General features: G+C 70.5%; 23 protein-coding genes. 10 read left to right on the top strand and 13 right to left on the bottom strand.

Translation table 11 applies throughout. The annotated features are described in order from the left end of the window. Nucleotides 1-51 precede the first annotated feature (51 nt). Complete coding sequence (locus ACI2LP_RS02500; RefSeq protein ID WP_404722672.1) at nt 52-2,211, top strand: SpoIIE family protein phosphatase; 2,160 nt, start codon at nt 52-54, stop codon at nt 2,209-2,211. A 151-nt stretch (nt 2,212-2,362) separates the two neighbouring features. Beyond that, nucleotides 2,363-3,511, top strand: coding sequence for a hypothetical protein (locus tag ACI2LP_RS02505; RefSeq protein ID WP_404722673.1), 1,149 nt, complete (start codon nt 2,363-2,365; stop codon nt 3,509-3,511). 10 nt (nt 3,512-3,521) lie between these two features. On the opposite strand, the gene ACI2LP_RS02510 is transcribed toward ACI2LP_RS02505, so the two are convergent. The 4 genes from ACI2LP_RS02510 to ACI2LP_RS02525 form a co-directional block, all read right to left on the bottom strand. After that, nucleotides 3,522-3,746 carry a DUF6296 family protein gene (locus ACI2LP_RS02510; RefSeq protein WP_360868880.1) on the bottom strand — a complete coding sequence of 75 codons (225 nt, stop codon included), beginning with the start codon at nt 3,744-3,746 and terminating at the stop codon, nt 3,522-3,524. A gap of 295 nt (nt 3,747-4,041) precedes the next feature. Continuing rightward, nucleotides 4,042-4,599, bottom strand: a complete 558-nt coding sequence (locus ACI2LP_RS02515; RefSeq protein ID WP_404722674.1) for a DM13 domain-containing protein — start codon at nt 4,597-4,599, stop codon at nt 4,042-4,044. A 101-nt stretch (nt 4,600-4,700) separates the two neighbouring features. Further along, entirely contained in the window at nt 4,701-5,999 is a 1,299-nt protein-coding gene (locus tag ACI2LP_RS02520; protein ID WP_404722675.1) for an ATP-binding protein, read from the bottom strand. 250 nt (nt 6,000-6,249) lie between these two features. Continuing rightward, nucleotides 6,250-7,704 (bottom strand): pyridoxal phosphate-dependent aminotransferase, encoded by a 1,455-nt coding sequence (locus ACI2LP_RS02525; RefSeq protein ID WP_404722676.1) that lies wholly within the window; start codon nt 7,702-7,704, stop codon nt 6,250-6,252. 78 nt (nt 7,705-7,782) lie between these two features. Between ACI2LP_RS02525 and ACI2LP_RS02530 the strand changes: the two genes are divergently transcribed. Then, entirely contained in the window at nt 7,783-8,514 is a 732-nt protein-coding gene (locus tag ACI2LP_RS02530) for a class I SAM-dependent methyltransferase (RefSeq protein WP_404722677.1), read from the top strand. A 51-nt stretch (nt 8,515-8,565) separates the two neighbouring features. Here ACI2LP_RS02530 and ACI2LP_RS02535 read toward each other — a convergent pair whose 3' ends face one another. Beyond that, nucleotides 8,566-9,795: an MFS transporter gene (locus ACI2LP_RS02535; protein ID WP_404722678.1), complete on the bottom strand. Its 1,230-nt coding sequence runs from the start codon at nt 9,793-9,795 to the stop codon at nt 8,566-8,568. Between the two features lie 56 nt (nt 9,796-9,851). Here ACI2LP_RS02535 and ACI2LP_RS02540 point away from each other — a divergent pair, with 56 nt between their 5' ends. Further along, on the top strand, nt 9,852-10,844 hold the full coding sequence (locus tag ACI2LP_RS02540; protein WP_404722679.1) for a DUF5937 family protein: 993 nt from the start codon (nt 9,852-9,854) through the stop codon (nt 10,842-10,844). Between the two features lie 88 nt (nt 10,845-10,932). On the opposite strand, the gene ACI2LP_RS02545 is transcribed toward ACI2LP_RS02540, so the two are convergent. The 5 genes from ACI2LP_RS02545 to ACI2LP_RS02565 form a co-directional block, all read right to left on the bottom strand. Continuing rightward, on the bottom strand, nt 10,933-12,069 hold the full coding sequence (locus ACI2LP_RS02545) for an XdhC family protein (RefSeq protein WP_404722680.1): 1,137 nt from the start codon (nt 12,067-12,069) through the stop codon (nt 10,933-10,935). A 41-nt stretch (nt 12,070-12,110) separates the two neighbouring features. Then, nucleotides 12,111-13,607, bottom strand: coding sequence for an NCS2 family permease (locus ACI2LP_RS02550; RefSeq protein ID WP_404722681.1), 1,497 nt, complete (start codon nt 13,605-13,607; stop codon nt 12,111-12,113). A gap of 241 nt (nt 13,608-13,848) precedes the next feature. Beyond that, the gene (locus ACI2LP_RS02555) at nt 13,849-16,257 is read right to left on the bottom strand and encodes a xanthine dehydrogenase family protein molybdopterin-binding subunit (protein WP_404722682.1); all 2,409 of its coding nucleotides are present in this window, start codon (nt 16,255-16,257) and stop codon (nt 13,849-13,851) included. A gap of 2 nt (nt 16,258-16,259) precedes the next feature. Next, on the bottom strand, nt 16,260-16,844 hold the full coding sequence (locus ACI2LP_RS02560) for a (2Fe-2S)-binding protein (protein WP_404722683.1): 585 nt from the start codon (nt 16,842-16,844) through the stop codon (nt 16,260-16,262). Next, nucleotides 16,835-17,722 (bottom strand): FAD binding domain-containing protein, encoded by an 888-nt coding sequence (locus ACI2LP_RS02565; RefSeq protein WP_404722684.1) that lies wholly within the window; start codon nt 17,720-17,722, stop codon nt 16,835-16,837. Before ACI2LP_RS02565 ends, ACI2LP_RS02560 begins: the two co-directional genes overlap by 10 nt. 279 nt (nt 17,723-18,001) lie before the next feature. Between ACI2LP_RS02565 and ACI2LP_RS02570 the strand changes: the two genes are divergently transcribed. Continuing rightward, nucleotides 18,002-19,720: a PucR family transcriptional regulator gene (locus ACI2LP_RS02570; protein WP_404722685.1), complete on the top strand. Its 1,719-nt coding sequence runs from the start codon at nt 18,002-18,004 to the stop codon at nt 19,718-19,720. A gap of 42 nt (nt 19,721-19,762) precedes the next feature. Here the strand turns inward: ACI2LP_RS02570 and ACI2LP_RS02575 are convergent, their stop codons facing one another. Next, entirely contained in the window at nt 19,763-20,170 is a 408-nt protein-coding gene (locus ACI2LP_RS02575; protein WP_404722686.1) for a RidA family protein, read from the bottom strand. 140 nt (nt 20,171-20,310) lie between these two features. On the opposite strand from ACI2LP_RS02575, the gene ACI2LP_RS02580 reads away from it, so the two are divergent. From ACI2LP_RS02580 to ACI2LP_RS02590, 3 genes are all read left to right on the top strand, one after another. Beyond that, on the top strand, nt 20,311-20,691 hold the full coding sequence (locus ACI2LP_RS02580; RefSeq protein ID WP_404722687.1) for a winged helix-turn-helix transcriptional regulator: 381 nt from the start codon (nt 20,311-20,313) through the stop codon (nt 20,689-20,691). Between the two features lie 175 nt (nt 20,692-20,866). Continuing rightward, nucleotides 20,867-21,661: a hypothetical protein gene (locus ACI2LP_RS02585; protein WP_404722688.1), complete on the top strand. Its 795-nt coding sequence runs from the start codon at nt 20,867-20,869 to the stop codon at nt 21,659-21,661. Between the two features lie 16 nt (nt 21,662-21,677). Next, a complete protein-coding gene (locus tag ACI2LP_RS02590) occupies nt 21,678-22,193 on the top strand; it encodes a protein phosphatase (RefSeq protein WP_404722689.1) in 516 nt (171 codons plus the stop codon). Nucleotides 22,194-22,202: 9 nt separating this feature from the next. Here ACI2LP_RS02590 and ACI2LP_RS02595 read toward each other — a convergent pair whose 3' ends face one another. Both ACI2LP_RS02595 and ACI2LP_RS02600 read right to left on the bottom strand, forming a co-directional pair. Further along, a complete protein-coding gene (locus tag ACI2LP_RS02595; RefSeq protein WP_404722690.1) occupies nt 22,203-22,559 on the bottom strand; it encodes a hypothetical protein in 357 nt (118 codons plus the stop codon). Between the two features lie 43 nt (nt 22,560-22,602). Continuing rightward, nucleotides 22,603-23,031: an ATP-binding protein gene (locus ACI2LP_RS02600; protein WP_404722691.1), complete on the bottom strand. Its 429-nt coding sequence runs from the start codon at nt 23,029-23,031 to the stop codon at nt 22,603-22,605. A gap of 116 nt (nt 23,032-23,147) precedes the next feature. On the opposite strand from ACI2LP_RS02600, the gene ACI2LP_RS02605 reads away from it, so the two are divergent. After that, nucleotides 23,148-23,972, top strand: a complete 825-nt coding sequence (locus ACI2LP_RS02605; RefSeq protein ID WP_404722692.1) for a helix-turn-helix domain-containing protein — start codon at nt 23,148-23,150, stop codon at nt 23,970-23,972. Continuing rightward, on the top strand, nt 23,969-24,214 hold the full coding sequence (locus ACI2LP_RS02610) for a DUF397 domain-containing protein (RefSeq protein WP_404722693.1): 246 nt from the start codon (nt 23,969-23,971) through the stop codon (nt 24,212-24,214). The genes ACI2LP_RS02605 and ACI2LP_RS02610 overlap by 4 nt, the downstream gene beginning before the upstream one ends.

Here is a 24,214-nt window from a genome sequence, read left to right on the forward strand (position 1 = left end):
TCGCACGAATGCGCTTACGCAGGCGCCGGCCTCTCATGGATGAGGTGGCTGATGAACACCTCCGACGACACCGCCGGGCAGGACGGCCTGGCCCCCTTCGCCACGCTCCAGGGCAACAACGCCGATGAGGAGCCGTGGTGGGAGGTGGACCATTCGCTCGTAGGGCAGTTCCTCGCCCGTTCACCGGTGGGCATGGCCGTGATGAGTCCGGAGCTGCGCTACGTCTGGATCAACGACGCGCTGGAGCGTATCGGCGGAGTCGCTCGTGAGGAGCGGTTGGGGAAGCGGCTCCGCGACGTGCTGCCGAAACTGGACGCCGAGGCGATCGAAGCCTGTATGCAGGAGGTCCTGGACACGGGCAAGCCCGCGGTGGACATCGAGTACCGGGGGCGTACCCGGGCCGATCCGGAGCGTGAGCACGCCTATTCGACCTCGTTCTTCCGGCTCGACGACACGCTCGGCCGGGTACGGGGTGTCTGCTACATGGTCATCGATGTCACCGACCGCTGGCGGGCGCGGCAGCGGCTCGCCCTGGTGAACGAGGTCAGTACACAGACCGGCAAGAGCCTGGATGTCGTCCACATCGCGCAGGCGCTGGCGGACAGCTGCGTACCCGGGCTCGCCGACTTCGTCGCCGTGGACCTGCTGGACCCGGTGCTGTGGGGCGAGTCCCTGCGCCGCGGACCTCTTCCCGGCACGCAACCGCTGCGCCGGGCGGGCAGGCGCGTTTCCACCGCGGACCTGCGGGGGCCGATCTCGCAGACCGGGCAGACCGTGGCCTTTCCGCCGTCTTCGCCCGGCGCACGCTGCCTTGTTGACGGCACGTCGTACCTGTGCCCCGCCCTGGACGACGACACCGGCGGATGGCTCGCCGGCGACCCGCGCGCCGCCGGGGAGAACCACGGACTCGGCCAGTGTTCGCTGATGCTGGTCAGAGCCGACGCCCGTGGCCACGCGCTGGGCGTCGCCACCTTCGTCCGCGGGCCGAGCCGCGGCCCCTTTGAACAGGATGACCTGCTCCTCGCCGAGGATGTCGTCGCGCGAACGGCCGTCGGCATCGACAACGCACGCCGGTTCACCCGGGAGCACAACACGGCGCTGGCCCTCCAACGCTTCCTGCTGCCAAGGAAACTGTCCACGCGGAGCAGCCTGGAGGTGGCATCGCGCTACCTCCCTGCCCATGCCGGCGGGGTGGGCGGCGACTGGTTCGATGTGATCCCGCTGTCCGGAGCGCGGGTCGCCCTGGTCGTCGGTGATGTCGTCGGGCACGGAATCCACGCCGCCGCCTCCATGGGCCCGTTCCGCACCGCCGTCCGCACCCTCGCCGACCTGGACGTGCCGCCGGAGGAGCTGCTGGCCCATCTGGACGACCAGATGCTCAGTCTCATCGGCGAGGAGTCGTCGCAGGAGGACAGTCCGGCCTCCGCCGTGCTCGGTGCCACCTGTCTGTACGCCGTCTACGATCCGGCCACCCGCAGATGCACGATGGCCCGGGCCGGCCACCCTCCGCCCGCGGTCGTCTCTCCGGAGGGGGCGGTGACCTTCCCCGACCTGCCGCCGGGGCCGCCGCTCGGACTGGGAGGTCTGCCGTTCGAGTCCGCCGAATTCGAGTTGGCGGAGGGGAGTGTCCTCGCGCTGTACACCGACGGCCTGATCGAGGCCCGCGACCGGGACGTGGACGTCGGTCTTGCGCGCCTGAGCGCGGCGCTGGCCAGTCCGGACCTGCCACTGGACGGACTGTGCGCGGCCGTCCTGGACACGATGCTCAAAGGTCCTGCGGACGACGACATCGCGCTGCTTCTCGCCCGTACGCACGCTCTCGGCGCGGATCAGGTGGCCTCCTGGGATCTGCCGTCCGATCCCGCGGTCGTGGCCGAGGCCCGCGTCCTGGCCATGCGCTGCCTCGACGAGTGGGGGCTCGGCGACCTGGCCTTCACCGCCGAGCTGATCGTCAGCGAGCTGGTCACCAATGCCATCCGCTACGCGCCGGGACCCGTCCGGCTGCGCCTGATCAGGCAGGACGTGCTGATCTGCGAGGTCTTCGACAGCAGCAGCACCTCCCCGCGGCTGCGTCATGCGCGCACCACCGATGAGGGTGGCCGCGGACTGTTCCTCGTTGCGCAGTTGGCCCGACGCTGGGGCACCCGCTACACCACCGAAGGCAAGATCATCTGGGCGGAACTCGACACGTCCCCGGCCGACGGGACCTGAGCCGACCGGTCGCCGCTGCGCAGGCACCCCGCCCGGGCCGACTCGTCTTCGACCTGGCGGACGGAGACCTCGCTCTTCGGCGACAGCAGGGCACTACGGACACATCGCCGTAATCTGGTAGTACCCACCAGCCCCGAGCTTGGGGGAGATCATGGAACTCGGTTTTCTCAAGCCGCTCTTCGATCGTCCGGGCCCATGGGCCTCCGTTTTCATTGAGACCACGCGCGCGACCGAGGACGCGGCGAAGCTGCAGAAGCTCCGCGAGCGCTCGGTGGCATCGCAGCTCATCGACGCCGGTGCCGATCCCTACACCGTCAGGGCCGTGATCGGCAGGCTCGCCGACCAGCCGGTCTCCGGGGCACCTCCCGGCCGCGCGGTCTTCGCCGCAGGCGCCGAGGTCGTGCTCGACGTACCGCTCGCCATGTCGCCGACGGGCACCGAGGCGACCTGGTCGATCCTGCCGCACGTTGCACCGCTGGCCGGCCTGCGGGGTGACGCGCCGCGGTGCCTGGTGGCGTACATCGACCGCACCGGCGCCGATCTGGAACTGCGCGATGCGCACGGCCGGGAGAGCGTGGGCCAGGCGAACGGCAAGGAGGGGCAGGGCCGAGGACACCGCAGCATCCCGGCGGACCGATCCGAGTGGCACTACCGGAACAAGGTCGAGAACAGCTGGAACGAGACCGCCGACGTCATCGCGGGCGAGCTCGCCAGGCAGTGGCCCGAGAGCGGCGCGCAGCTGCTGGTCCTGACCGGCGACTCCCGCGAGCGCAGGGCCGTGCACAACCGGCTGCCGGAGCGCATCCGGGCCGTGACCGTCGAGGCCGAGAACGGCAGCAGGTCCCCCGGCGCCTCCCAGGACGTGCTCGACCGGCAGATCGCCGAGGCCTGCGAGAACTACGCGCGCGACCGGCTCCAGAACGCGCTCGACCGCTTCCGCTTCGGACGCGGCAGGCCGGGCGAGCACCGCGAGGCCTCTGTGGACACCGGTCGCGGCGAAGCCGCTGAAGGGATTCCCGCCGTGGTGGACGCAGCCCGCAGCCACCAGGTGGCGACGCTGCTCCTGGCGCAGGACGCATCCGACGCGGGCCGCGACGTGTGGATCGGCCCCGGCGTCGACGAGGTCGCCGTACAACGTGGCCAGGCGCAGGCGATGGGCGTCGCCAAGCCCATGCAGGCACGCGCGGACGACGCGCTGCTGCGGTCCGCCGCGGCGGCCGACGCCGAAGTGCTGCTGGTCCCCGAGGGCATGCCCGGCCCGGCGGGCGGGCTGGGGGCGGTGCTGCGCTGGAGCCTTTGACGGCTCCGGGTCACGAGCTGAGTGAGCGCACCTTCACCGGCGTCCCGGGCACCTGGTGGCCTCCGCTCGCCAGCATCCGTACCTCTCCCCGGTCGCTGATCTCCGCGCGTACGATTCCCGTCTCGTCCTGGTAGATCGGATATCCGCCCGCGCCCGACCGTCCGGTGCTCCGGACGATCACCACGTCGTCCTCCCCGGCGGGCGCCTGAAATACAAGTTCGTAGCTCTGGTCCATGGCGGCCTCCCGGTCCATCGTCACTCACGCCCGCCGTGTGCGCCTCAGGAGAGCGCGCGGACCGCGCGCCGGACAGGGCCTGGCGGAAAATCCCAGCACGAAGTCCTCGATGTCGCGGAGGCGTACGAACTGCTGGGAGGTCTGGGATGCGCCCAGGTCCGCCAGAGCGCTGGACAGTGCCGCATTCCGCCTGACGGTCTCGTTGACGAGGTCCACATGAACGATGACGTCGTTCTCGGCGGCAGCCCGGTGCAGCTCATGCTGCGCCGCGCGCCCCCTACATCGTCACCGTGTACTACGCGGGCGGGGCGAGCTCGGCGGCGCCGAAGGAGACGTCGAAGCGGTCGCACCAGATGCTGACGCTGGTGTAGCCGGCCAGATCGAGGTCCCGGGGCAGGACGTAGTTCTGGTCGCCCTTGTTGCCCTTGAGCTTGCCGAGGCTGACATGCTTGCCGTCGTCGAAGACCCGCCAGCCCGCCGTGCCCCGCCGCACGCGGGCGTCCGTCAGCAACACCCGGAGATCAGGACCGTTGCTGGTGTCCAGGTTCTCCAGCCGCAGAATGCGGGAGCCGTCGGGCAGCCGGACGATCCGGGCCGAGCCCGAGGTGTGGTGCTCATGGCTGATGAGCGTGCCGGACGCCAGGGTCTGCGGGTCGGCGGCGGCGGTCGCCGCGGTCCCCGGCTCCCCGGCCGCCTGAGTCGCGGCGGCAGCGGGGAGTTCGTCCCGTACCGTCTCGTCGACCCACAACTTCCACGGCTGGAACCAGTAGAGCCCGAGGCCCAGCGCCATCGCACCGACGACCAGCACCGAGATGACCACAGGCCTCTTCAGCAACAACCGCACGCGTGCCACGACGTCCTCCCGATGTCCGCCCGGGCGATCTGCCCGGGCCCGTCCATTCAACGGGACTTCGCGCCGCGAAAGACGGCCCGGCGGATGACAGAAGTCTTACGTCAGAAGCGGGCGTGGGCCGTGATGTCCGCGCCGAACTCCTCGATCATCGCGGGCGTCACCGTCGGCCGGCACTGGGCGATGGCCGCCAGATAGTCCTCGGTGCTCGCGCCGAGCGCCCGTGCCTCGCCGGTGGCCCGGGACGAGGTCCCGAGCGTCTCCAGGTCCCGCTCGAAGGAGGCCTGGGCCGCGATCCGGGCCGCATGCTCGATGTCGGCCGGAGTGAACAGCTCACTGGCCGCCACCAGCACCGACACATCCGCATCGGGCCTGCCATCGGTGTACCGGGACCAGATCGCCGCCCGCGCCTCCGTGTCCGGGGTGCCAATCGGGATCAGATAGTCGAATCTTCCGGGACGCAGGAACGCCGGGTCGAGCGAGCGTACGGAGTTCGTGGCACACACCAGCAGCCGTTCGTCGCGCTCCCGGAAACCCGGTATGAGCTTGAGCAGTTCATTGGTCACCCCGTGCATCCCGCCGGGCTGCGCGGGCTCGGTGCGCACCGGTGCGATCTCCTCGACCTCGTCGATGAAGACGAGGACCCGCTCGAGCTCCGCGATCCTGGCGAAGGCGCTGCGCAGGGCGGCCGCGAGATTGCCCTCGTCGGCCAGCCGGGACGGGAGCAGTTCGACGAACGGCCAGCCCAGCTTGGCGGCGATGCCCCGGGCGAAGGTCGTCTTCCCGGTCCCGGGCGGACCGAACAGGGCGATGGCCCGCGGCGGCCTGACCCCGTGCCTGGCGGCCCGCTCCGGCTGCGCCAGCGGCAGTACGACGCGCCGTTCGATCAGGTCCTTCTCCGCCTCCATGCCGGCCACCTTGGCCCACAGGTCGCTCGGCAGGAACCGTCCGCCGAGGTCTTCGAGCAGGCTGGCCGCGGGTCCGTGCAGCGGCTCGACCTTCTCGAAGTAGGCGACGGCGGGCTGCCGGGTGTAGCCCGCGTTGAGCAGTCCCTCGCCGAGCAGTTCCTCCTCGGGCAGCACATAGGCGATACGGCCGACCCGGGCGGCGACGAGCCGCCGCTCCAGTTCGACCAGGAGGGCGCTGGCAAGTCCCCGGCCGCGCCAGGCGGAGGAGATGGCGATACGCATCACCCAGGCGCGTTCGCCGGCCACGCAGGCGAGCGCCGCGCCGATGGGGACGCCCTGGTGGACGGCTACGACGGCGGGCTGCCGGGAGGTGAGCGCGCCGATGCACTCGGCGAGCGAGAAGACCGACTCCTGCCCGAGCTCGGCCGTGGTGTCGATCAGGTGGACCACTGCCGCGAGATCGCTCTCGCGGTAGTCGTGGATGAGCCAGTTCACCGGTACCGCCCCTCGTTGCTGCCAAGGCTGCTGATGCGGCGAGGCTAGGGGCGGCGGGGCGGCGGGTCCTGCTCCACTGTGCACAAGGTCCGGTCCCAGAACCCGACGTTCCGTCTCTAGCCACGGGGCCGGTCACTCCCACGGGGCTCCGCCCCGGACCCCGGGCGGGGGCTCCGCCCCGGACCCGCCCCCTACGCCCTGGGGGCGTGGGGGGACCCCCAGCGCCTCAATCGCCGGAGGGGCTGATTTTCTACGCTCCGGCGATCAGCCGGTCCACCGCCGCCGTCCCCGACGTGTAGCCCCCCGCCGCCGCCCTCGCCGCCCCGACCATCCCGCCGCCCGCACTGCCGACCATCCCACCGGCCATCCCACCGGCCGGCGCCCCGATGAGCGCGCTCGCGGCGGGCCGCTCGGCTGCCGGGACCGGGCCGAGCCCCCGCGCCGAGACCGGCTCCTGGGCCAGCGCCAGCATCGGCATCGGCCCCGGTTGCTGCACCTGTGCCCGCAGTTGCGGCTGCGGCTGCGGCTCGGGCGCCTGCGCGAGCATCGGCGCCAGCGGCTCCGGCCGCGGCTCCGGCACGGGGGCGCGCCCGTACAGCACCTGCTCCATCGCCGACATCAGCCGCATCTGGTCCTGCTGCGGGCGCACCACCAGCCGCATGAAGCGGCTGGAGCTGCCCACCTTGTTGCTGCACTCGCGCACCAGCACGCCGTGCTCGGCGAGCAGCCGGTCCCGCAGGACGGTCCCGTCCACCCCCTCCGGCAGGCGTACGTAGAGGAAGTTGCCCTGCGAGGGATAGACGGTCAGGCCCGGCAGCTGGGAGAGCCGCATGGTCATCTCCTGCCGGTCCCGGCGTGCCTGGTGCAGACTCTCGGCATACTCCTGGCGGTGCTCCTTCAGCATGAACACCACGGTCTCGGCGAAGGAGTTGAGGTTCCACTTGGGGAGCGCGGACCGGATCTTCCCGGCGAGGGTCGGATTGGAGACGAGATAGCCGAAGCGCACCCCGTGCAGCCCGAAGTTCTTGCCCAGACTGCGCAGCACGATCACATTCGTCCGCATGACGGCCTCGGCGGCGACGCTCGCCTCCTGCTCCGCGTCCGCGAACTCGAGGAAGGACTCGTCGACGACGACCAGATCCAGATCCTGGAGGGAGTCGAGCAGCGCGATCACCTGCTGCTTGGGCAGCAGGCCGCCGTCGGGGTTGTTGGGGTTGCAGATGACCGCGGTCCGCGAGCCACGGCTGCGTACGAACTGCACGAAAGATGCCGGGTCCAGGCCGAAGCCGTGTGCCTCCGGCAGCAGCAGCATGTCGACGCGCTTGCCGGTCTCCATCGGCTGGTCGGTCCATCGCCCGAAGGTCGGCACGGGCACGGCCAGGGACTCGCGGACCAGCAAGTGGTCGATCCAGGTGATCAGTTCGGTGGAGCCGTTGCCCATGGCGACGGTCTGCGGATTGAGTCCGAGGACCTGGCAGAGCTCGGCGGTGATGGTGTCCGCACTGCTCGGGTAGTAGGTGAGGATCTCGCGCAGACTGCGGCCCAGCTGGTCGAACATCGCGGGGGTCGGGAAGTACGGGTTGCAGGGGATGCAGAAGTCGGTGATCTCGCCGGCCGCCCCGCCGCCCGCCCGGTTCAGCGTGAAGTACGACGGGCTGTGAGCGGTGGATGCACGAAAGAGTGCGGTGACATTACTGCCGGCCATGAAGCTGCCTCCCCTGCCTGCCAAGGCCCCGTACCGGATGCGTACGGACCCCCCACGTATACGGAGGAAGATGGAGTGATGTTCACTCCCTCGGGTCCCACCTTCCGCGAACTGGCCGCTCAGGCGCTCTCTTCCACCGAGCATGGTTACGACCTGCTGGCGCCGAAGTTCGACGAGACTCCCTTCCGCACCTCGGACCGGCTTCTCGGCGCGGTGGCACGTGCCGTCGAGCCGCTGGGCCCCTTCCGGGCGGGTCTCGACGTCTGCTGCGGCACCGGCGCCGGGGTGGGTGTCCTGCGGCAGCTGTGCGAGGAGGAGGTCACCGGCGTCGACTTCAGCGCGGGCATGCTCGCCGAGGCCGCGCGGTCCCTGCCGGACGTATCGGACGGCGTGGCGGTGAGCTGGGTACGGGCCGACGCCCGCGCCCTCCCCTTCGAGCGGGCCTTCGACCTTGCCGTGAGCTTCGGGGCGTTCGGGCATTTCCTCCCCAAGGAGCGGCCGGAGCTCTTCGCCCAGGTCCACAGGGCGCTGCGGCCCGGCGGCCGGTTCGTCTTCCCCGTCCCGGCACCGCCGCGGATCGGCTCATTGCCGTACTGGGAGCTCTGGGGGTTCGACGCGGCGATGCGCGTACGGAATCTGCTGTGGCGGCCACAATTTGTCATGTACTACCGCACATGGCGACTTGGGGACGTGCTGGCCGACCTCGGCCGGGCGGGGTTCTCGGTGGAGCTGGAGCCGCTGAAGGACTTCGGACGGCGGGCGGACGGAAGTCCTCGCTGCCGGCTGGTGGTCGCCACCCGCCGCGGGTGAACGTGGACGAGCACCCACTCGCCGTCACCGCGTACCGAGATCCGAATTGATTCAGGGCAGGGCAACGGGTGCGGCAGCTGCCCGGCGGCCGATCGGGACCATCGCGGTGCCCACCGCCAGGAAGGCCGTACCGATCAGCAGCCAGCCCGCCGGGCCGCCGCCCGTGACCAGCACCGCCACCACCAGCGGGCCCGTCGCCCTGGCCAGGTCCTGGCCGAAGCTCCAGGCGCCGAGGTACTCCCCCTGGCGTGCCGGGTCGGCCAGTCCGTACGACAGCCCCCAACCGCTCGCCGAGGAGAGGAGTTCGCCGGCGGTCAGCAGCACGACGCCGACCGCGAGTACCGCCACGGCCCAGCCGGGCGGCAGCGACGCCGTGCAGGCGAACACCGCGCACGCCCCGAGCAGCGCCCATCCGGCCCGGCGGCCCGCGAGGGCGGCTCCCGCCACGGTGTCGGAGCCGCGCGCCGCCCTGATCTGGAACAGGATCGCGAGGGCCGTGTTGAGAAGCATGAGCGCGGCGAAGGACCAGCGCGGCGCCCGGGTGTGCTCGGCGATCCACAGCGGCACGCCGAGGTTGAGCACCTCCGCCTGGATGTACAGCAGACCGGAGAGTGCGGCGAGGACGAGGTAGCGCCCGTCGCGCAGGGCGGCCCGCCCGCGCGGGCCCGGCGTCCCCGTGGCGACCGGATGGCCGTCCGGCATCCGGGCGAGTACCGCGGCAACGACCACGTACGAGAGGCTGTTGCCCACTACCAGCGCGGCGTAGGCGGCACGGGTGTCGAGGACGAGTGCGACGCCCGCGCTCAGACTGCCCAGCGAGAATCCGATGTTGACCATCACCCTGCTGTACGCGCTGGCCGCGACCAGGGCCGCCGTGTCGGCGATCCGGGCGAGGTAGGCGCTCTTGACGGGGCGTGAGGCGCTCTGAGCGAGCCCGATGACGCAGACGACGGCGAGGTACCCGGGAAAGGAGTCGACGGCCATGTAGCAGGCGAAGCAGCACGCTTCGACGAGGGCGGTGGCGATCCAGACGCGGCGGTGACCATAACGGTCGCCGAGCCGTCCGGCCGGCACGGACACGGCGGGGCCCAGCAGCGCGGCGGTGGTCAGACCGATGCCGACCTGGGCGGGGGTGAGCCCGACGACGCGGGTGAAGAACAGGGCAGCGCTGGTGAGGAACAGGCCGTTGCCGAACCAGTCGGCGAGGGTCGTGGCCGCGTAGGGGCGCAGCGGACCGCGGGGCGGCAGCACGGTCGCCGCCCGGGAGAGTGTCGAGGGCATGGCTCCCACCCAACGCGGTCCGGTCCGCCGCCGACACACATTTAGGCTGGGGCTCAATGCTCAATTACCGCCTGGAGGTCGACGACCTCGCCGACATGCGTTTCGCGTGCTCACCACTGCTGGAGACGGCCACCAGCCTGTGGGCGCTGCGGCGTCCCGAGAAGTACGTGCTGCATCTGCCCTGGGTGCGGCAGACGCGCGCCGCGCTCGATGCTGCGGACGGCCTCGACAGAGAACTGCTGGGTGAACTGGCGGTCGGCGGCAGCGGCTGGATCCCGGACTTCATCACTCCCCGTCCCACCTCACCACTGCCCGACGTGGCCGACGAACTTCGCCGGGTACGCGCCACCGACTCCGGCAAGGCCCTGGCGGATGTACGCGCCGCCTACGCGGACCGCCCGCCGGCGCCCCGTATCGCCGAACTGGCACACGACCCGGCCCGGTTGCGCGATGCGATCGCGGACACGGTCGAGGCGTACTGGCAGCTGGCGATCGCCCCGCACTGGCGGCGGATGCGGGCCGTCCTGGAGGCGGACATGCTGCACCGGGCCCAGATGCTGGCCCGCGACGGCGCGGCGGCGGTGCTCACCTCGCTCGATGCGACGGCGGTGTGGCGGGACGGCGAACTGAGCATGTTCGTCCACCGGGATCTGCATCTGACGACGTCGGTGGCCGGGCGCGGGCTGTGGCTCGTGCCGACGCTGTTCGCCCGGCACGCCATCAGCCCGGTCGGCCCCGACGAGCCGCCGACGGTCTCGTATCCGGCCCGCGGTGTGGGCACGCTCTGGGAGACCCGCCCGCCGCGCCCGTCCGGTGCGCTGCCGGACCTGATCGGCCGCCCGAAGGCGGACCTGCTCACACTCCTGGCAAGTCCTGCGTCCACGACGGAACTCGCCCGCCGCACGGGCGTCACCCCGAGCGCCGTCTCGCACCATCTGGCGGTCCTCCACCGCACGGGGCTGGTGAGCCGGTCGAGGGTGGGACGGGTGGTGCTGTACGCGCGTACGGACCTTGGCGAGCGGCTGCTGGCGGATCTCCCGATCGCCTGAGTTCGGGGTGCGACCGGTGCCGTACGCGGATCGGGTTCGCGTGCAACCGGGTTCATGCGCAATCAGGTTCGTGCACGGCTCACGCGGATCAGGCCACCGAGGCTATCCGGCCCGTCGGCGGGTCCTGGCCGTCGTGGTGGATCGGGGTGTGCGCTCCCGTCAGGGAGACCCCGGAGCCACCACGGCGGTGTGCCACGATCTCCGCCGCGATCGACAGCGCCGTCTCCTCCGGCGTACGCGCGCCCAGATCGAGGCCTATCGGGCTGCGCAGCCTGGCCAGTTCCAGCTCGGTGACGCCGACGTCGCGCAGGCGCTTGTTGCGGTCCTCGTGGGTGCGGCGCGAGCCCATCGCTCCCACATAGGCGACGGGAAGCTTCAACGCCCGTTCGAGCAGCGGCACGTCGAACTTCGCGTCGTGGGTCAGAACGCACAGGACCGTACGGCCGTCCACGTCCGTCGACTCCAGATAACGGTGCGGCCAGTCGACGACGATCTCGTCCGCCTCCGGGAAGCGCGTCCGCGTCGCGAAGACGGGACGGGCGTCGCACACGGTGACGTGGTATCCGAGGAACTTCCCGACCCGTACCAGCGCCGACGCGAAGTCGATCGCACCGAAGACGATCATCCGGGGGGCGGGCACCGAGGACTCCACAAGGAGCGTCAGCGGCTGACCGCAGCGGCTGCCGTCCTCGCCGATGACCCGCGTGCCCGTGCGGCCCGCGTCGAGCATCGCGCCCGCCTCGGCCGCCGCCGTGCGGTCCAGTTCCGGGTGGCCGCCCAAGGATCCCTCGTACGAACCGTCGGGGCGGACCAGCAGGGCGCGGCCCATCAGATCGGACGGACCGTCCGTGATTCTGGCGAGGGCCGCCGCCTCCCCGCCTGCGGCTGCCACCAGCGCGGCGGGGAAGACTCCGCCGCGTACCGGCGTGACGAGGATGTCGATGATGCCGCCGCAGGTCAGGCCGACCGCGAAGGCGTCCTCGTCGCTGTACCCGAAGCGCTCGAGGACGGTTTCGCCGTCCTCGAGCGCCTGTTGGCACAACTCGTACACCGCCCCCTCCACACACCCTCCGGAGACCGACCCGATCGCCGTGCCCTCGCTGTCCACGGCGAGTGCGGCGCCCGGCTGCCGGGGCGCGCTGCCGCCGACGGCCACCACGGTGGCCACGGCGAACTCACGGCCCTGCTCGACCCACCGGTTCAGCTCGTCGGCGATGTCCAGCATGTCGGTCTCCTCAAGGGTGTGTGTGAGGCTGCGGAAGGGAGCTAGTTGACTCCCAGCCAGCCCTCGATCGGGTGAAGGGCGAAGTACGCCAGGAACACGATGGACAGCACCCACATCAGCCAGCCGACGTCCCGCGCCTTGCCCTGCACGGTCTTGATCAGGACGTGGGCGATGACACCCGCCGCGATGCCCGCGGTGATCGAGTACGTGAAGGGCATCAGCACGGTGGTCAGGAAGACCGGGATCGAGGTCGCCTGGTCGTTCCAGTCGATGTGCTTGGCATTCGTCAGCATCATCGATCCGATGACGACGAGCGCACCGGCGGCCACCTGCGTCGGGATGATCTGGGCCAGCGGGGTGAAGAACAGGCAGAGCGTGAAGGCGAGGCCTGTGATCACGCTCGCGAAGCCGGTGCGCGCACCGTCGCCGACGCCCGCGGTGGACTCGACGAACACGGTCTGGCCGGAAGCGCCGGCCAGGCCGCCGAACGCGCCGCCCGCACCGTCGATGGCCAGGGCCTTGCTGAGGCCGGGCATCTTGCCCTTGTCGTCGGCGAGGTTGGCCTGCTGGCCGATGCCGATGATCGTGCCCATGGCGTCGAAGAAGCCGGCCAGCACCAGGGTGAAGACGATGACGCCGACGGTGATCCCACCGACGCTGCCGATGCCGTCGAAGGAGACGCTGCCGAAGAGGCCGAAGTCAGGGGTGCTGACGATGGAGCCGGAGATCTCCGGGGCGTTCAGTCCGCCCCAGGCCTTCTTGTCGAGACCGGCGAACTGGTGGACCAGCGCCGCGAAGACCGTGCCGCCGACGATACCGATGAGGATCGCGCCGGGGACCTTGCGGACCTGCAACAGGAAGATCAGCAGGACGGTGACCGCGAAGCAGAGCACGGGCCAGCCGGTGAGCATGTCGCTCGTGCCGAGCTGGATCGGCTTGGCGCCGGAGATGCCGCCGGGTCCCGGCATGGAGGTGACGAAGCCGGCCTGCACCAGACCGATGAGGCAGACGAACAGGCCGATCCCCATCGTGATGGCGTGCTTCAGCGCCAGCGGGATGGCGTTCATGATCAGTTCGCGCAGGCCGGTGACGACGAGCAGAACGATGACGGCGCCGTAGATGACGCACATGCCCATCGCGTTTTCCCAGGTCATCTCGGGCGCGACCTGGAATGCCATGACGGCGGAGACGCTCAGTCCCGCGGCGAGGGCCAGCGGCACATTGCCGATGAAGCCCATCACGATGGTGGTGGCGGCCGCGGCGAAGACGGTGGCTGTGGTCAGCTGATCGCCGTCGAGCTTGTGGCCGGTCGCATCAGGCACCGACAGAATCACCGGGTTGAGAAGGATGATGTACGCCATCGCCATGAAGGTGGTGATGCCGCCACGCACCTCCTGACCGATGGTCGACCCGCGCTGGGTTATGTGGAAATACCGGTCGAGCCAAGACCGGCCGGCGGGCGAGCGAAGCGAGGTGGGGGTACCCCCTGCGCCGGCGTCCTCCGCCGTTGTCTTGGTCTCAAGGGACTGCTGGGTCATGGTGCCTACTCCCAAGGTTCACAGGGGCACCCGCGTGAGCAATGAGGCTGCGGGATTTGGGATCTTGCATTGCTGCACGACCCGGGGGACGGCCCGAGACGAACTGGGTGTGGTGCTGGGGTACTGCGCTGCACTGCGGCAAGGACCGCGAGCGGTGCGGTACTTGGTTTCTCCGGGCGGCGCGGACGGCAAAGAAGTGTGACGTTCGTCGGCACGGCGCACCGCCCGGAGAGCTTGGGGATCAGGTGCCGGTGAGGTGCTCCGGGCGTACCGGCGTCCTGTTGAGCTCCAGACCCGTCGCGTTCCGGATCGCCGCGAGGACGGCCGGGGTCGAGGAGAGGGTCGGGGCCTCGCCGATGCCGCGCAGTCCGTACGGCGCATGGTCATCGGCCAGTTCGAGCACGTCGACGGGGATGGTCGGCGTGTCGAGGATGGTGGGGATCAGATAGTCCGTGAAGGAGGGGTTGCGCACCTTCGCGGTCTTCGGGTCGACGATGATCTCCTCCATGACCGCCACGCCCAGGCCCTGGGTGGTGCCACCCTGGATCTGGCCGACGACGGACAGCGGGTTGAGCGCCTTGCCGACGTCCTGGGCGCAGGCCAGCTCGACGACCTTGACGAGGCCGAGCTCGGTGTCCACCTCCACCACCGCGCGGTGTGCGGCGAAGGAGTACTGGACGTGGCCGTGGCCCTGGCCGGTGACCAGGTCGAAGGCCTCGGTGGGGCGGTGGCGCCACTCGAGTTCCAGGTCGACCGCCTCGTCCTCCAGGACGTCCACCAGGTCGGCGAGAACCTCGCCGCCGTCGGTGACGACCTTGCCGCCTTCGAGCAGCAGCTCGGCGGTGGCCCAGGCGGGGTGGTACGAGCCGAACTTGCGGCGGCCGATCTCAAGGACCTTCTCGCGGACGTTCTCGCAGGTGTGCTTCACCGCGCCGCCCGTGACGTACGTCTGGCGGGATGCCGACGTCGAACCGGCGGAGCCGACCTGGGTGTCGGCCGGTGCGATCGTCACCTGCGTGACGCCGAGCTCGGTGCGGGCAATCTGCGCATGGACGGTGACACCGCCCTGGCCGACCTCCGCCATCGCGGTGTGCACGGTCGCGACCGGCTGGCCGCCCACGACCTCCATGCGCACCCGCGCGGTGGAGTAGTCGTCGAAGCCCTCGGAGAAGCCGACGTTCTTGATGCCCACCGCGTAGCCGACGCCTCGTACGACGCCTTCGCCGTGCGTGGTGTTGGACAGCCCGCCCGGCAGCGCGCGTACGTCCGCCTCCTCGCCGGCGGCCAGCCACTGCTGCTCGGGCGGCAGCGGCCTGGCCTTGACGCGGCGCAGCAACTCGGCGACGGGGGCCGGGGAGTCGACCGGCTGTCCGGTCGGCATGATCGTGCCCTGCTCCATGGCGTTCAGCCGGCGGAACTCGACCGGGTCGATGCCCAGCTTCGCCGCGAGCTTGTCCATCTGGGCCTCGTAGGCGAAGCACGCCTGGACCGCGCCGAAGCCGCGCATGGCGCCGCAGGGCGGGTTGTTGGTGTAGAGCGCGATCGCCTCGATGTCGACGTCGTCGAGGACGTACGGGCCGACACTCAGGGACGCGGCGTTGCCCACGACGGCCGGGGAGGCCGACGCGTACGCGCCGCCGTCCAGGACGATCCTGCACTTCATGTGCGTGAGCTTGCCGTCCTTGGTGGCGCCGTGCTCGTAGTAGAGCTTCGCCGGGTGCCGGTGGACGTGTCCGAAGAAGGACTCGAACCGGTTGTAGACGATCTTGACCGGCTTGCCCGTACGCAGCGCCAGGAGGCAGGCGTGGATCTGCATCGACAGGTCCTCGCGGCCGCCGAACGCGCCGCCGACGCCGGAGAGCGTCATCCGCACCTTCTCCTCGGGCAGGCCGAGGACCGGGGCGATCTGGCGGAGGTCGGAGTGCAGCCACTGGGTGGCGACATACAGCTCGACGCCGCCGTCCTCGGAGGGCACGGCCAGGCCGGACTCCGGGCCGAGGAAGGCCTGGTCCTGCATGCCGAAGGTGTACTCGCCCTTGACGATCACGTCGGCGCGCTCGGCGGCCTCGTCGGCGTTGCCCCGGACGATCGGCTGGCGGTGGACGATGTTCGGGTGCGGGACATGACCGATGTGGTGGTCGTCGCGGCCCTCGTGAACCAGGATCGCGTCCGGCGCGGTGGCCGAGGCCTCGTCCGTGATGAGGGGCAGCTCGACGTACTCGATCTTGATCTTGGCGGCGGCCCGGCGCGCGGTCTCCGGATGGTCGGCGGCGACCAGGGCCACCGGCTCGCCGTGGTGGCGGACCTTCTTGTGCGCGAGAACCGGGGTGTCCTGGATCTCCAGGCCGTAGTTCTTCATCGCGGCCGGCAGATCGTCGTACGTCAGCACCGCGTACACGCCGGGCATGGCCACGGCCTCGGTGATGTCGATGGACTTGATCTCGGCGTGCGCCACGGTGGAGCGGAGCGTCTGGCCCCAGAGCATGTCCTCGTGCCACATGTCCGAGGAGTACGCGAACTCACCGGTGACCTTGAGGGTGCCGTCGGGGCGGAGCGTCGACTCGCCGATGCCGCCCCTGGTCTTGGAACCCTGGGAGATGCTGGTGGGAGTGCCGGCCGGAACGGTGGCGACTCGTGGATGCTGCGCCATCGTCAGACCGCCTCTTCCTGACGGGCGGCCGCGAGGCGGACCGCGTCGAGGATCTTCTCGTAACCGGTGCAGCGGCAGAGGTTGCCGGAGAGCGCCTCGCGGATGTCCGCGTCGGACGGCTCGGCGTTGCGCTCGAGCAGCTCGTCGGCGGCGACCAGGAGACCGGGGGTGCAGAAGCCGCACTGGACGGCGCCCGCGTCGATGAACGCCTGCTGGATCGGCGAGAGTTCGGTGCCCTCACCGGTCTGCGAGTCGGTGCCCTTCGCGCTCCACTGCTGGGCCTCCTGGAGCGAGGTGCCGCAGGCGCCGGTCGCACAACCCGCTTGCTCGGCGCGCTGCTTCGCGAAGTCCGCCAGGCCCTCGACCGTCACGACCTCGCGGCCCTCGACCTGACCCGCGGCAACGAGGCAGGAGCAGACCGGGACACCGTCCAGGCGAACCGTGCAGGAACCGCACTCGCCCTGCTCGCACGCGTTCTTGGAGCCCGGCAGGCCCATGCGCTCGCGCAGTACGTAGAGAAGGCTCTCGCCCTCCCACACGTCGTCGGCTTCCTGCTGACGACCGTTGACCGTGAAGTTCACGCGCACTGTGCGCTCCTCTCGTTGCCGCGGAAGGCCTCCCAGGTCCAGCCGAGGGTCCGGCGGGCCATGATGCCGACCGCGTGGCGGCGGTAGCTCGCGGTGCCGCGCACGTCGTCGATCGGGTTGCAGCCGCCGGAGGCGAGCTCCGCGAACTGCTTGGCGATCGACGGGGTGATGATCTTCTTGCTGTCCCAGAAGCCGCCCTCTTCGAGCGCGGCGTTCAGGAACTCCTCGGCCGCCTTCGCGCGGACCGGGGTCGGTGCCGCGGAGCCGATGCCGGTGCGTACCGTGCGGGTCTCGGGGTGCAGGGCCAGGCCGAAGGCGCAGACCGCGATGACCATCGCGTTGCGGGTGCCGACCTTGGAGTACTGCTGCGGTCCGTCGGCCTTCTTGATGTGGACGGCGCGGATCAGCTCGTCCGCAGCGAGCGCGTTGCGCTTCACGCCGGTGTAGAACTCGTCGATGGGGATGAGACGGCTGCCCCGTACGGACTCGGCCTCGACCTCGGCGCCTGCGGCGAGCAGCGCCGGGTGGGCGTCACCGGCGGGGGACGCGGTGCCGAGGTTGCCGCCGACGCCGCCGCGGTTGCGGATCTGCGGAGAGGCCACGGTGTGCGACGCCAGCGCCAGACCGGGCAGCTCGGCCCGGAGGCTCTCCATGATCTGCGTGTACGGAACGGAGGCGCCCAGGCGGACGGTGTCCTCACCGACCTGCCACTCGTTCAGCTCGCCGATGCGGTTCAGGTCCAGGAGGTACTCGGGCCGGCGATGGTCGAAGTTGATCTCGACCATCACATCGGTGCCGCCCGCGATGGGTACAGCGGTGGGGTGCTCAGCCTTGGCGGCGAGCGCCTCCTCCCAGCTGGCGGGGCGAAGGAAGTCCATGAGTGGCTCTCACTTCTTCTGAATCGGGGGTCGTTCGTCGCAACGGGCCCGGACGGTCGGCCCTCGACTGGTTATTCATGTGCCGTTAACGCTGTGTGGCCTCAGTACACAAGCCGTGCCGCGCCCGGTGCAGTCACCGAAACCATGAAGGAGTTGGCTGGTCGCCTGTCCTGTCTTGTAGATTCGAACGAAAGGGGAGGCTCAGTAACCTCACCGTTTTCCCATGAAAACCATGGCCACCGGCCACCGGCAACAACGAGACAGATCGGCGGCGACGAGATGCGGCTGCGCGCACTTCTGGAAACCGATGCGCTGGGACTGCGGCTGCTCGGCGGCGACGACGAGCTGGACCGCGGCGTACGTGGCGTGATGACGACCGACCTGCGGGATCCGAGCCGCTATCTCTCGGGCGGCGAACTGGTGCTGACCGGGCTCGCCTGGCGGCACAGCGCCGACGACTCCGAGCCGTTCGTCCGGATCCTGGCGGGCGCCGGGGTGGCCGGCCTGGCAGCCGGCGAGGCCGAGCTGGGAGACATTCCCGGAGATCTGGTCGAGGCGTGTTCGCGCCATCGACTGCCACTCTTTGCAGTTAATGAATCCGTTGCATTCGCGACGATCACAGAGTATGTCGTGCGCCAGGTCAGCGGCGAGCGGGCCGGGGATCTCGCGGCGGTCGTGGACAGGCACAGACGGCTGATGACGTCAGGACCGGCGGGCGGCGGCCCCGAGGTCGTGCTCGACCTCCTCGGCTCCGACCTGGACCTTCGAGCCTGGGTGCTCTCCCCCACCGGACGCCAGATCGCGGGCGCGGGCGAACCGATGCCCGCCGGGGTGGGCGCCAGGCTCGCGGGCGAGCATCTGGCCGCCACCCGCACGGGCCGCCGGGGACCGCACCGGGCGACCGTGGGCTCAACCACGTACTCCCTCTTCCCGATCCGTAACACCGGCCGTGGAGCCACCCCGGCCGCCCGGGATGTGCGCGAGAGCGTCCTGTCGGACTGGCTGCTGGCGGTGGAGGCGGACGCGGGCGACTGGCCGGCCGCCCGGCTCGATCTGCTGCAGGGCGTCACCCAGCTGATCGCCGTCGAGCGGGACCGGCGCGAGGCGGCCCGTACGGTACGGCGACGGCTCGCACAGGAGGTCCTGGAACTGGTCCAGACGGGCGCGGCGCCGGCCGAGATCGCGGCCCGGCTGCGGGTCGCGGCCCCGGTACTGCTGCCCGGCCTCGGGACCGCGCCGCACTGGCAGGTCGTGGTGGCCCGGGTGGACTGGGACCAGGACGCAAACGCCGGAGCCACGGCGGGCACGGGGATCGAGGCCGGACCGGTCGCGCAGTCACTGCTCGAGGAGATCCTGGTCGACCCGGCGGCGCCCGGAACCGACTCCGGCGACCGGATCGCGGTGGCCCACACGGGCGACGAGGCGATCGCGCTGGTCCCGCTGCCCGCGATCCCCGTCGACCCCGCCGACCCGGACGCGCCCGACGTCGAGTCCACGGAGGCCGGGCTGCACGCGGACGCGCTGCTCGGCTCCGTACGCGCCCCGCTCTCGGCCGGTCTCGCCGACGACGGGCGGCTCACGCTGGGCGTCAGCGCGGCCGTCAGCTCGGCGGAGGGCCTGCGCGGCGCGCTGGAGGAGGCCCGCCACGCCCGCCGGGTGGCGGCGGCCCGCCCCGGCCGGGTCTGCGCGGCCGGCCACCATGAGCTGGCCTCGCACGTGCTGCTGCTGCCGTTCGTCCCGGACGATGTGCGGCGCGCATTCACGGCCCGGCTGCTGGACCCGCTGCGCGACTACGACAGGCGGCACCGGGCGGAGCTGATTCCGACGCTGGAGGCGTTCCTGGACTGCGACGGGTCGTGGACGAGGTGCGCGACGCGGCTGCATCTGCATGTGAACACGCTGCGGTATCGGGTGGGGCGGATCGAGCAGCTGACCGGCCGCGACTTGTCGCGCCTGGAGGACAAGCTGGACTTCTTCCTGGCGCTGCGGATGAGTTGAGGGGGTGGCGTCGTCGGCCGGCCCGGGCCGACAGCGTCCTGTTCAGTCGATGACCGCGGTGGCTTCGACCTCAACCAGATGGTCGGGTACGTCCAGTGCTGCAACGCCCAGCAGCGTGCCCGGCGGTACGGGGGTGACGCCCAGCTTCGCAGCCGCCCGGGTGATCCCTTCAAAGAGCAGAGGCATTTTGTCGGGGGTCCAGTCGACGACATACACGGTCAGTTTCGCCACGTCGTCGAAGGAACCGCCGGCCGCGGTCAGGGCGGTGCCGATGTTGAGGTAGCACTGCTCGACCTGAGCGGCGAGGTCGCCTTCGCCGACCGTGACACCGTCGGCGTCCCAGGCGACCTGCCCGGCGATGAAGACCAGCTTCGACCCGGTCGCGATCGACACCTGCCGGTAGGCGTCGATCTCCGGCAATCCGCAGGGGTTTACCAGGGTGATGGCCATGCTGCCTGCCTCCTTGTCATGTGAGCCCGTGGGCTCTGCCACCGAACCAAGACGCTCTTGGTCTCTTGTGGTTACTCAGGAACCGTAGGAGAGTGGCTGCTGACATGGAAGAACGCACTTTTCGGTGACTGGGGAACCTGATGGTGACCAAGCAGTTCAGCGGCTCGCCCGAGGATGCGGACCTGAGGCGTGCGGACTCTCTGGCGCGGGAGATCTTCTCGGACGTCGCCAACAAGTGGGCGCTCCTGATCATCGAGTCTCTTGGTGAACGCACCCTGCGCTTCAGCGAGTTGCGGAACGAGATCGAGGGCGTCAGCCACAAGATGCTCACCCAGAACCTGCGCATGCTGGAGCGCAACGGTCTGGTCGAGCGGACGGTGCACCCCGTCGTGCCGCCGCGGGTCGAGTACACCCTCACCGAGCCGGGCCAAGCCCTGCGGGTGACGATCGACGGACTGTGCGACTGGACCCATCAGTACCTCGGTCACATCGAGGCCTCCCGGCATCGCTTCGACGCCTGACGGGTGGAGCACTCGCACGCCAAGCCATCGGCCGGGCCGAACAAGCGTCCCCCCGGCCCCTCGATTGTGAATTCATTCACCTGACCTCTTGGCCCGGCGTGCCCATCCATGCTGAGATGCGACAGACTCAACAGCTCAATGGCGTGCTCGGGGAGGGCAAGTGGCGCATACCGCCATGTCTGGTTCCGGAACCACTGCAGGTGACGATCCCCTCCAGACCGCGGTATGGCGGCTGCGCTCGCGCGGCTGTTGGACCGACGCAGCGGCCCTGCTCGAACCCCATGCCCCAGATCCCGCCGCCGCGCTGGAACGCGCCGGACTGCTCGTCGAGCGCTGTCTGTTCACCGGCGAGGGCTGGGCGGAGGCCGAGGACGCGCTGCGCACCGCCGAGGCGGTGGCGAGGGACGACGACGAACGCGGCGGCGCGGCCTGCGAGCGCGGGCGGCTGGCGTACGCCGCGACCCGGCTCGGCGTACGCGACCGCGCCGACGAGGCCCGCGCCGCGCTCGGCCGCGCCGCCGCGCTTCTCGCCCCCACCTCGCCCGGCCGCCCGCTGCTCGACTTCCGCCGCGGCCTCGTGGCCGAGCACATCGCCGATTCCCCGCAGGCCGCCCGCGCCGCCTACCGCCGCGCGCACGAGGGGGCGACCGCCCAGGGGGATGCGCTGCTGCTCTCCTTCACCTGGCACCACCAGGCCGGACTCGCCCTGCGGGAAGGGGAGTTGGCAGAGGCCCGGCACGGCTTCTCCGAGTCGCTGCGGATCCGCGAGGAGTTGGGCTATCTCATCGGTACGGCCCCTGCACTCGCCGCGCTGGCCGACTGCGAACCAGAACCCGAGGCGAGCCGCCTGCGGGCCGAGGCGGGCCGGCTGTTCCGGCTGCTGGGTGGCGTACCGGTGTGGCTGGGCGCCCAACTGGCCCCGACGGCGGAGGCCCAGACGTCCTCGGCGCAGCCGGAACCGGCGGCATGAGCGGAACGAAGGCACCATGAGAACGCGCCGCAGGGAAGGTCACGTTCCGGAGCCGCGCTCACGCTGGGACGAGATCACGACCGGTCTGTGGATGGGCGGCCACGTCTGGTCGGACGGCGACCAACGGCACCAGGATGTCGTCGTGGACCGCGAGTTCGACATGGTGATCAGCCTGTACACACGCGAGGGCCACGGCCCGCCCGGCGGCGTCGAGCACCACATCGCGCCCATCCCCGACAGCTGGCTGACGGCCGATGAGATCGACAGCGTCCGCCGGCTGGCGGTGCTGGCTGCCGATGCCGTACGTGCCCGGCGCACCGTGCTCGTACGCTGCTACTCCGGCTACAACCGCTCGGGCCTGGTGGCCGCGCAGACGCTGATCGAGCTGGGCCACGACAGCGAGGGGGCGATCGACCGGGTCAGGCTCCGGCGCTCGCCGTGGGCCTTGCACAACCCGGCGTTCGAGCAGTACCTCATGACCGGGCTGGACGTCGCCTCGCTGCTGACGGGCCTGGAGCCACCGCCGAGCTGAGCACCGGGCTCAGTACAGCCACCAGAGCGTCCGCTGCGGGTTCATGACGAGAAGTACGACGACGACCGCCACGACCACCCAGGCGATCCCCGGAACCCTGCTCCGCCGCGTGTGCCGCGAATGCCGCGTCTGCCAGGCCCGCCAGGCGTCCGGCTCCGCCCGCACGCGCGCCTTCTTCCCCCGACCGCGTGCCCTCCCCTGCTGTCGCGCGGCTTCCTCGTCCGCCCGCCGCAGCCGCTCGGCCACCATCCGCGCCCGCGCAGACGGCTCCTTGGGGGCCGCGAGCCGCGCGGGCCCCTCGCTCTCCCGCTGGAACCTCTCCCACGCCTCATCGGATATGGACGACTCCGGCAATTCCGCGGACATGAACGGCCCCCATTTGTTCGGACTTCGTCAATGGCCGTACAGATTAGTCCAGCAGGCTGACTTCCGCGCGCACGGTCTTACCGACGGGCAGGCGATCGTGCACGCTCCACCGGTCGGCCAGGGCGGCGACCAGGAGAAGCCCGCGCCCCGACTCCCCCTCGGGCTGCACCTCCCTCGGCCGCCTCTCACCGCGGGCGTCGGAGACCTCGATCCGCAGCGTGTCCGCCGTCAGCGTCAGCCGCACCTCGAAGTCCCGCCCGGGTACGCGGCCATGGGTCACGGCGTTCGCGGCGAGCTCGGCGACGATGAGGGCGGCGGCGTCCGACAGGTCGGTGTCGTACGGAATCCCCCAGGCGTCGAGCCGCTGCACGGCGAGATGCCGGGCGAGCCGGGCGCCGAGCCGTGTGGAGCTGAACCGTTGCGCGAACACACGTACGGTGACAGGGTCTTGAGGCTTCGTCTGAGCAGGCATGCGGTCACGGTGCCGGGCTCGCACCCCGGATGACCAGCGACGCAACTCGTACGCTGAGTCAGCGTACGAGTTCGCGGTATGGACAGGGCCGGTAACTGACCGTGACCATAAGGCGTATGACGGCCGACTACACCGAACCCGAACCGTCCGACAGCCTGAAGGCGTTCGGCGCCGCGTTCAAGACCTTCCGCAAGCACGCGGGCTACACGCAGGAGTCACTGGCCCCCAAGGTCCGGTACTCGCCGAGCTTCCTCGGCTCGGTGGAGCAGGGCAGACGCTTTCCGCCGAAGCTGCTGATCGACGGGGCGGAGGCCGAACTGGAGGCGTTCGGGGTGTTGCGGGCGATGGCACGGCATCTGTCGCGGAATCCGGGACTGGCGTCGTGGTTCCGGCAGTGGGCGGGGCTTGAGGGGTTGGCGATCAGTCTGGACACGTACGAATGCCGGTTGATTCCGGGCTTGTTGCAGACGGAGGCGTACGCACGGACGCTGTTCGAGAATCGAGTCCCAATGCTGTCGGACCAGCAGGTCGAGGCCCAGCTGGAGGCACGCGCGGAACGTCAGCGCCTACTCAGGGAGAGGCCGAACACCGCGTTCAGTTTCATTCTCGAAGAGCATCTCTTCCTGCGCCGCACGGGTGGCGTCGATGCCACCCGTGACCTCATCGCCCATGTGCTGGCTCTTGGCGCGCTGAGGAACGTCGAGATCCAGCTCATGCCGCTGGTACGGGAGGTGCACGCCGGGTTGAACGGCCCTATGCAGCTGCTGGAGACCCCGGACAACCAGTGGTTCGGCTACTGCGAGGGGCAGGAGAGCGGCCAGTTCGTCTCCGACCCGAAAGTGATCAGCGTGCTCCAGATGCGGTATGCGAAACTGCGCTCGCAGGCCCTCACCCCCGAGGACTCCGTGGGTCTGCTGGAGCGACTGCGAGGGGCGCTATGAACACCACCGAACTGGCCTGGTTCAAAAGCAGCTACAGCAGCGGCGGCGACGGAGACTGCGTCGAAGTCGCCCTCGCCTGGCACAAGTCGAGTTACAGCAGCGGCGACTCCGGCGACTGCGTAGAGGTCGCCACCTGCCCCACCACGATCCACATCCGCGACTCCAAGAACACGCGCGGCCCCCAGCTCACCCTCTCCCCCACCGCCTGGACCGAGTTCATCACCCACACCGCCGGTGCCTGA

This window comes from Streptomyces sp. NPDC019890, assembly GCF_044903445.1.
GTDB lineage: Bacteria > Actinomycetota > Actinomycetes > Streptomycetales > Streptomycetaceae > Streptomyces.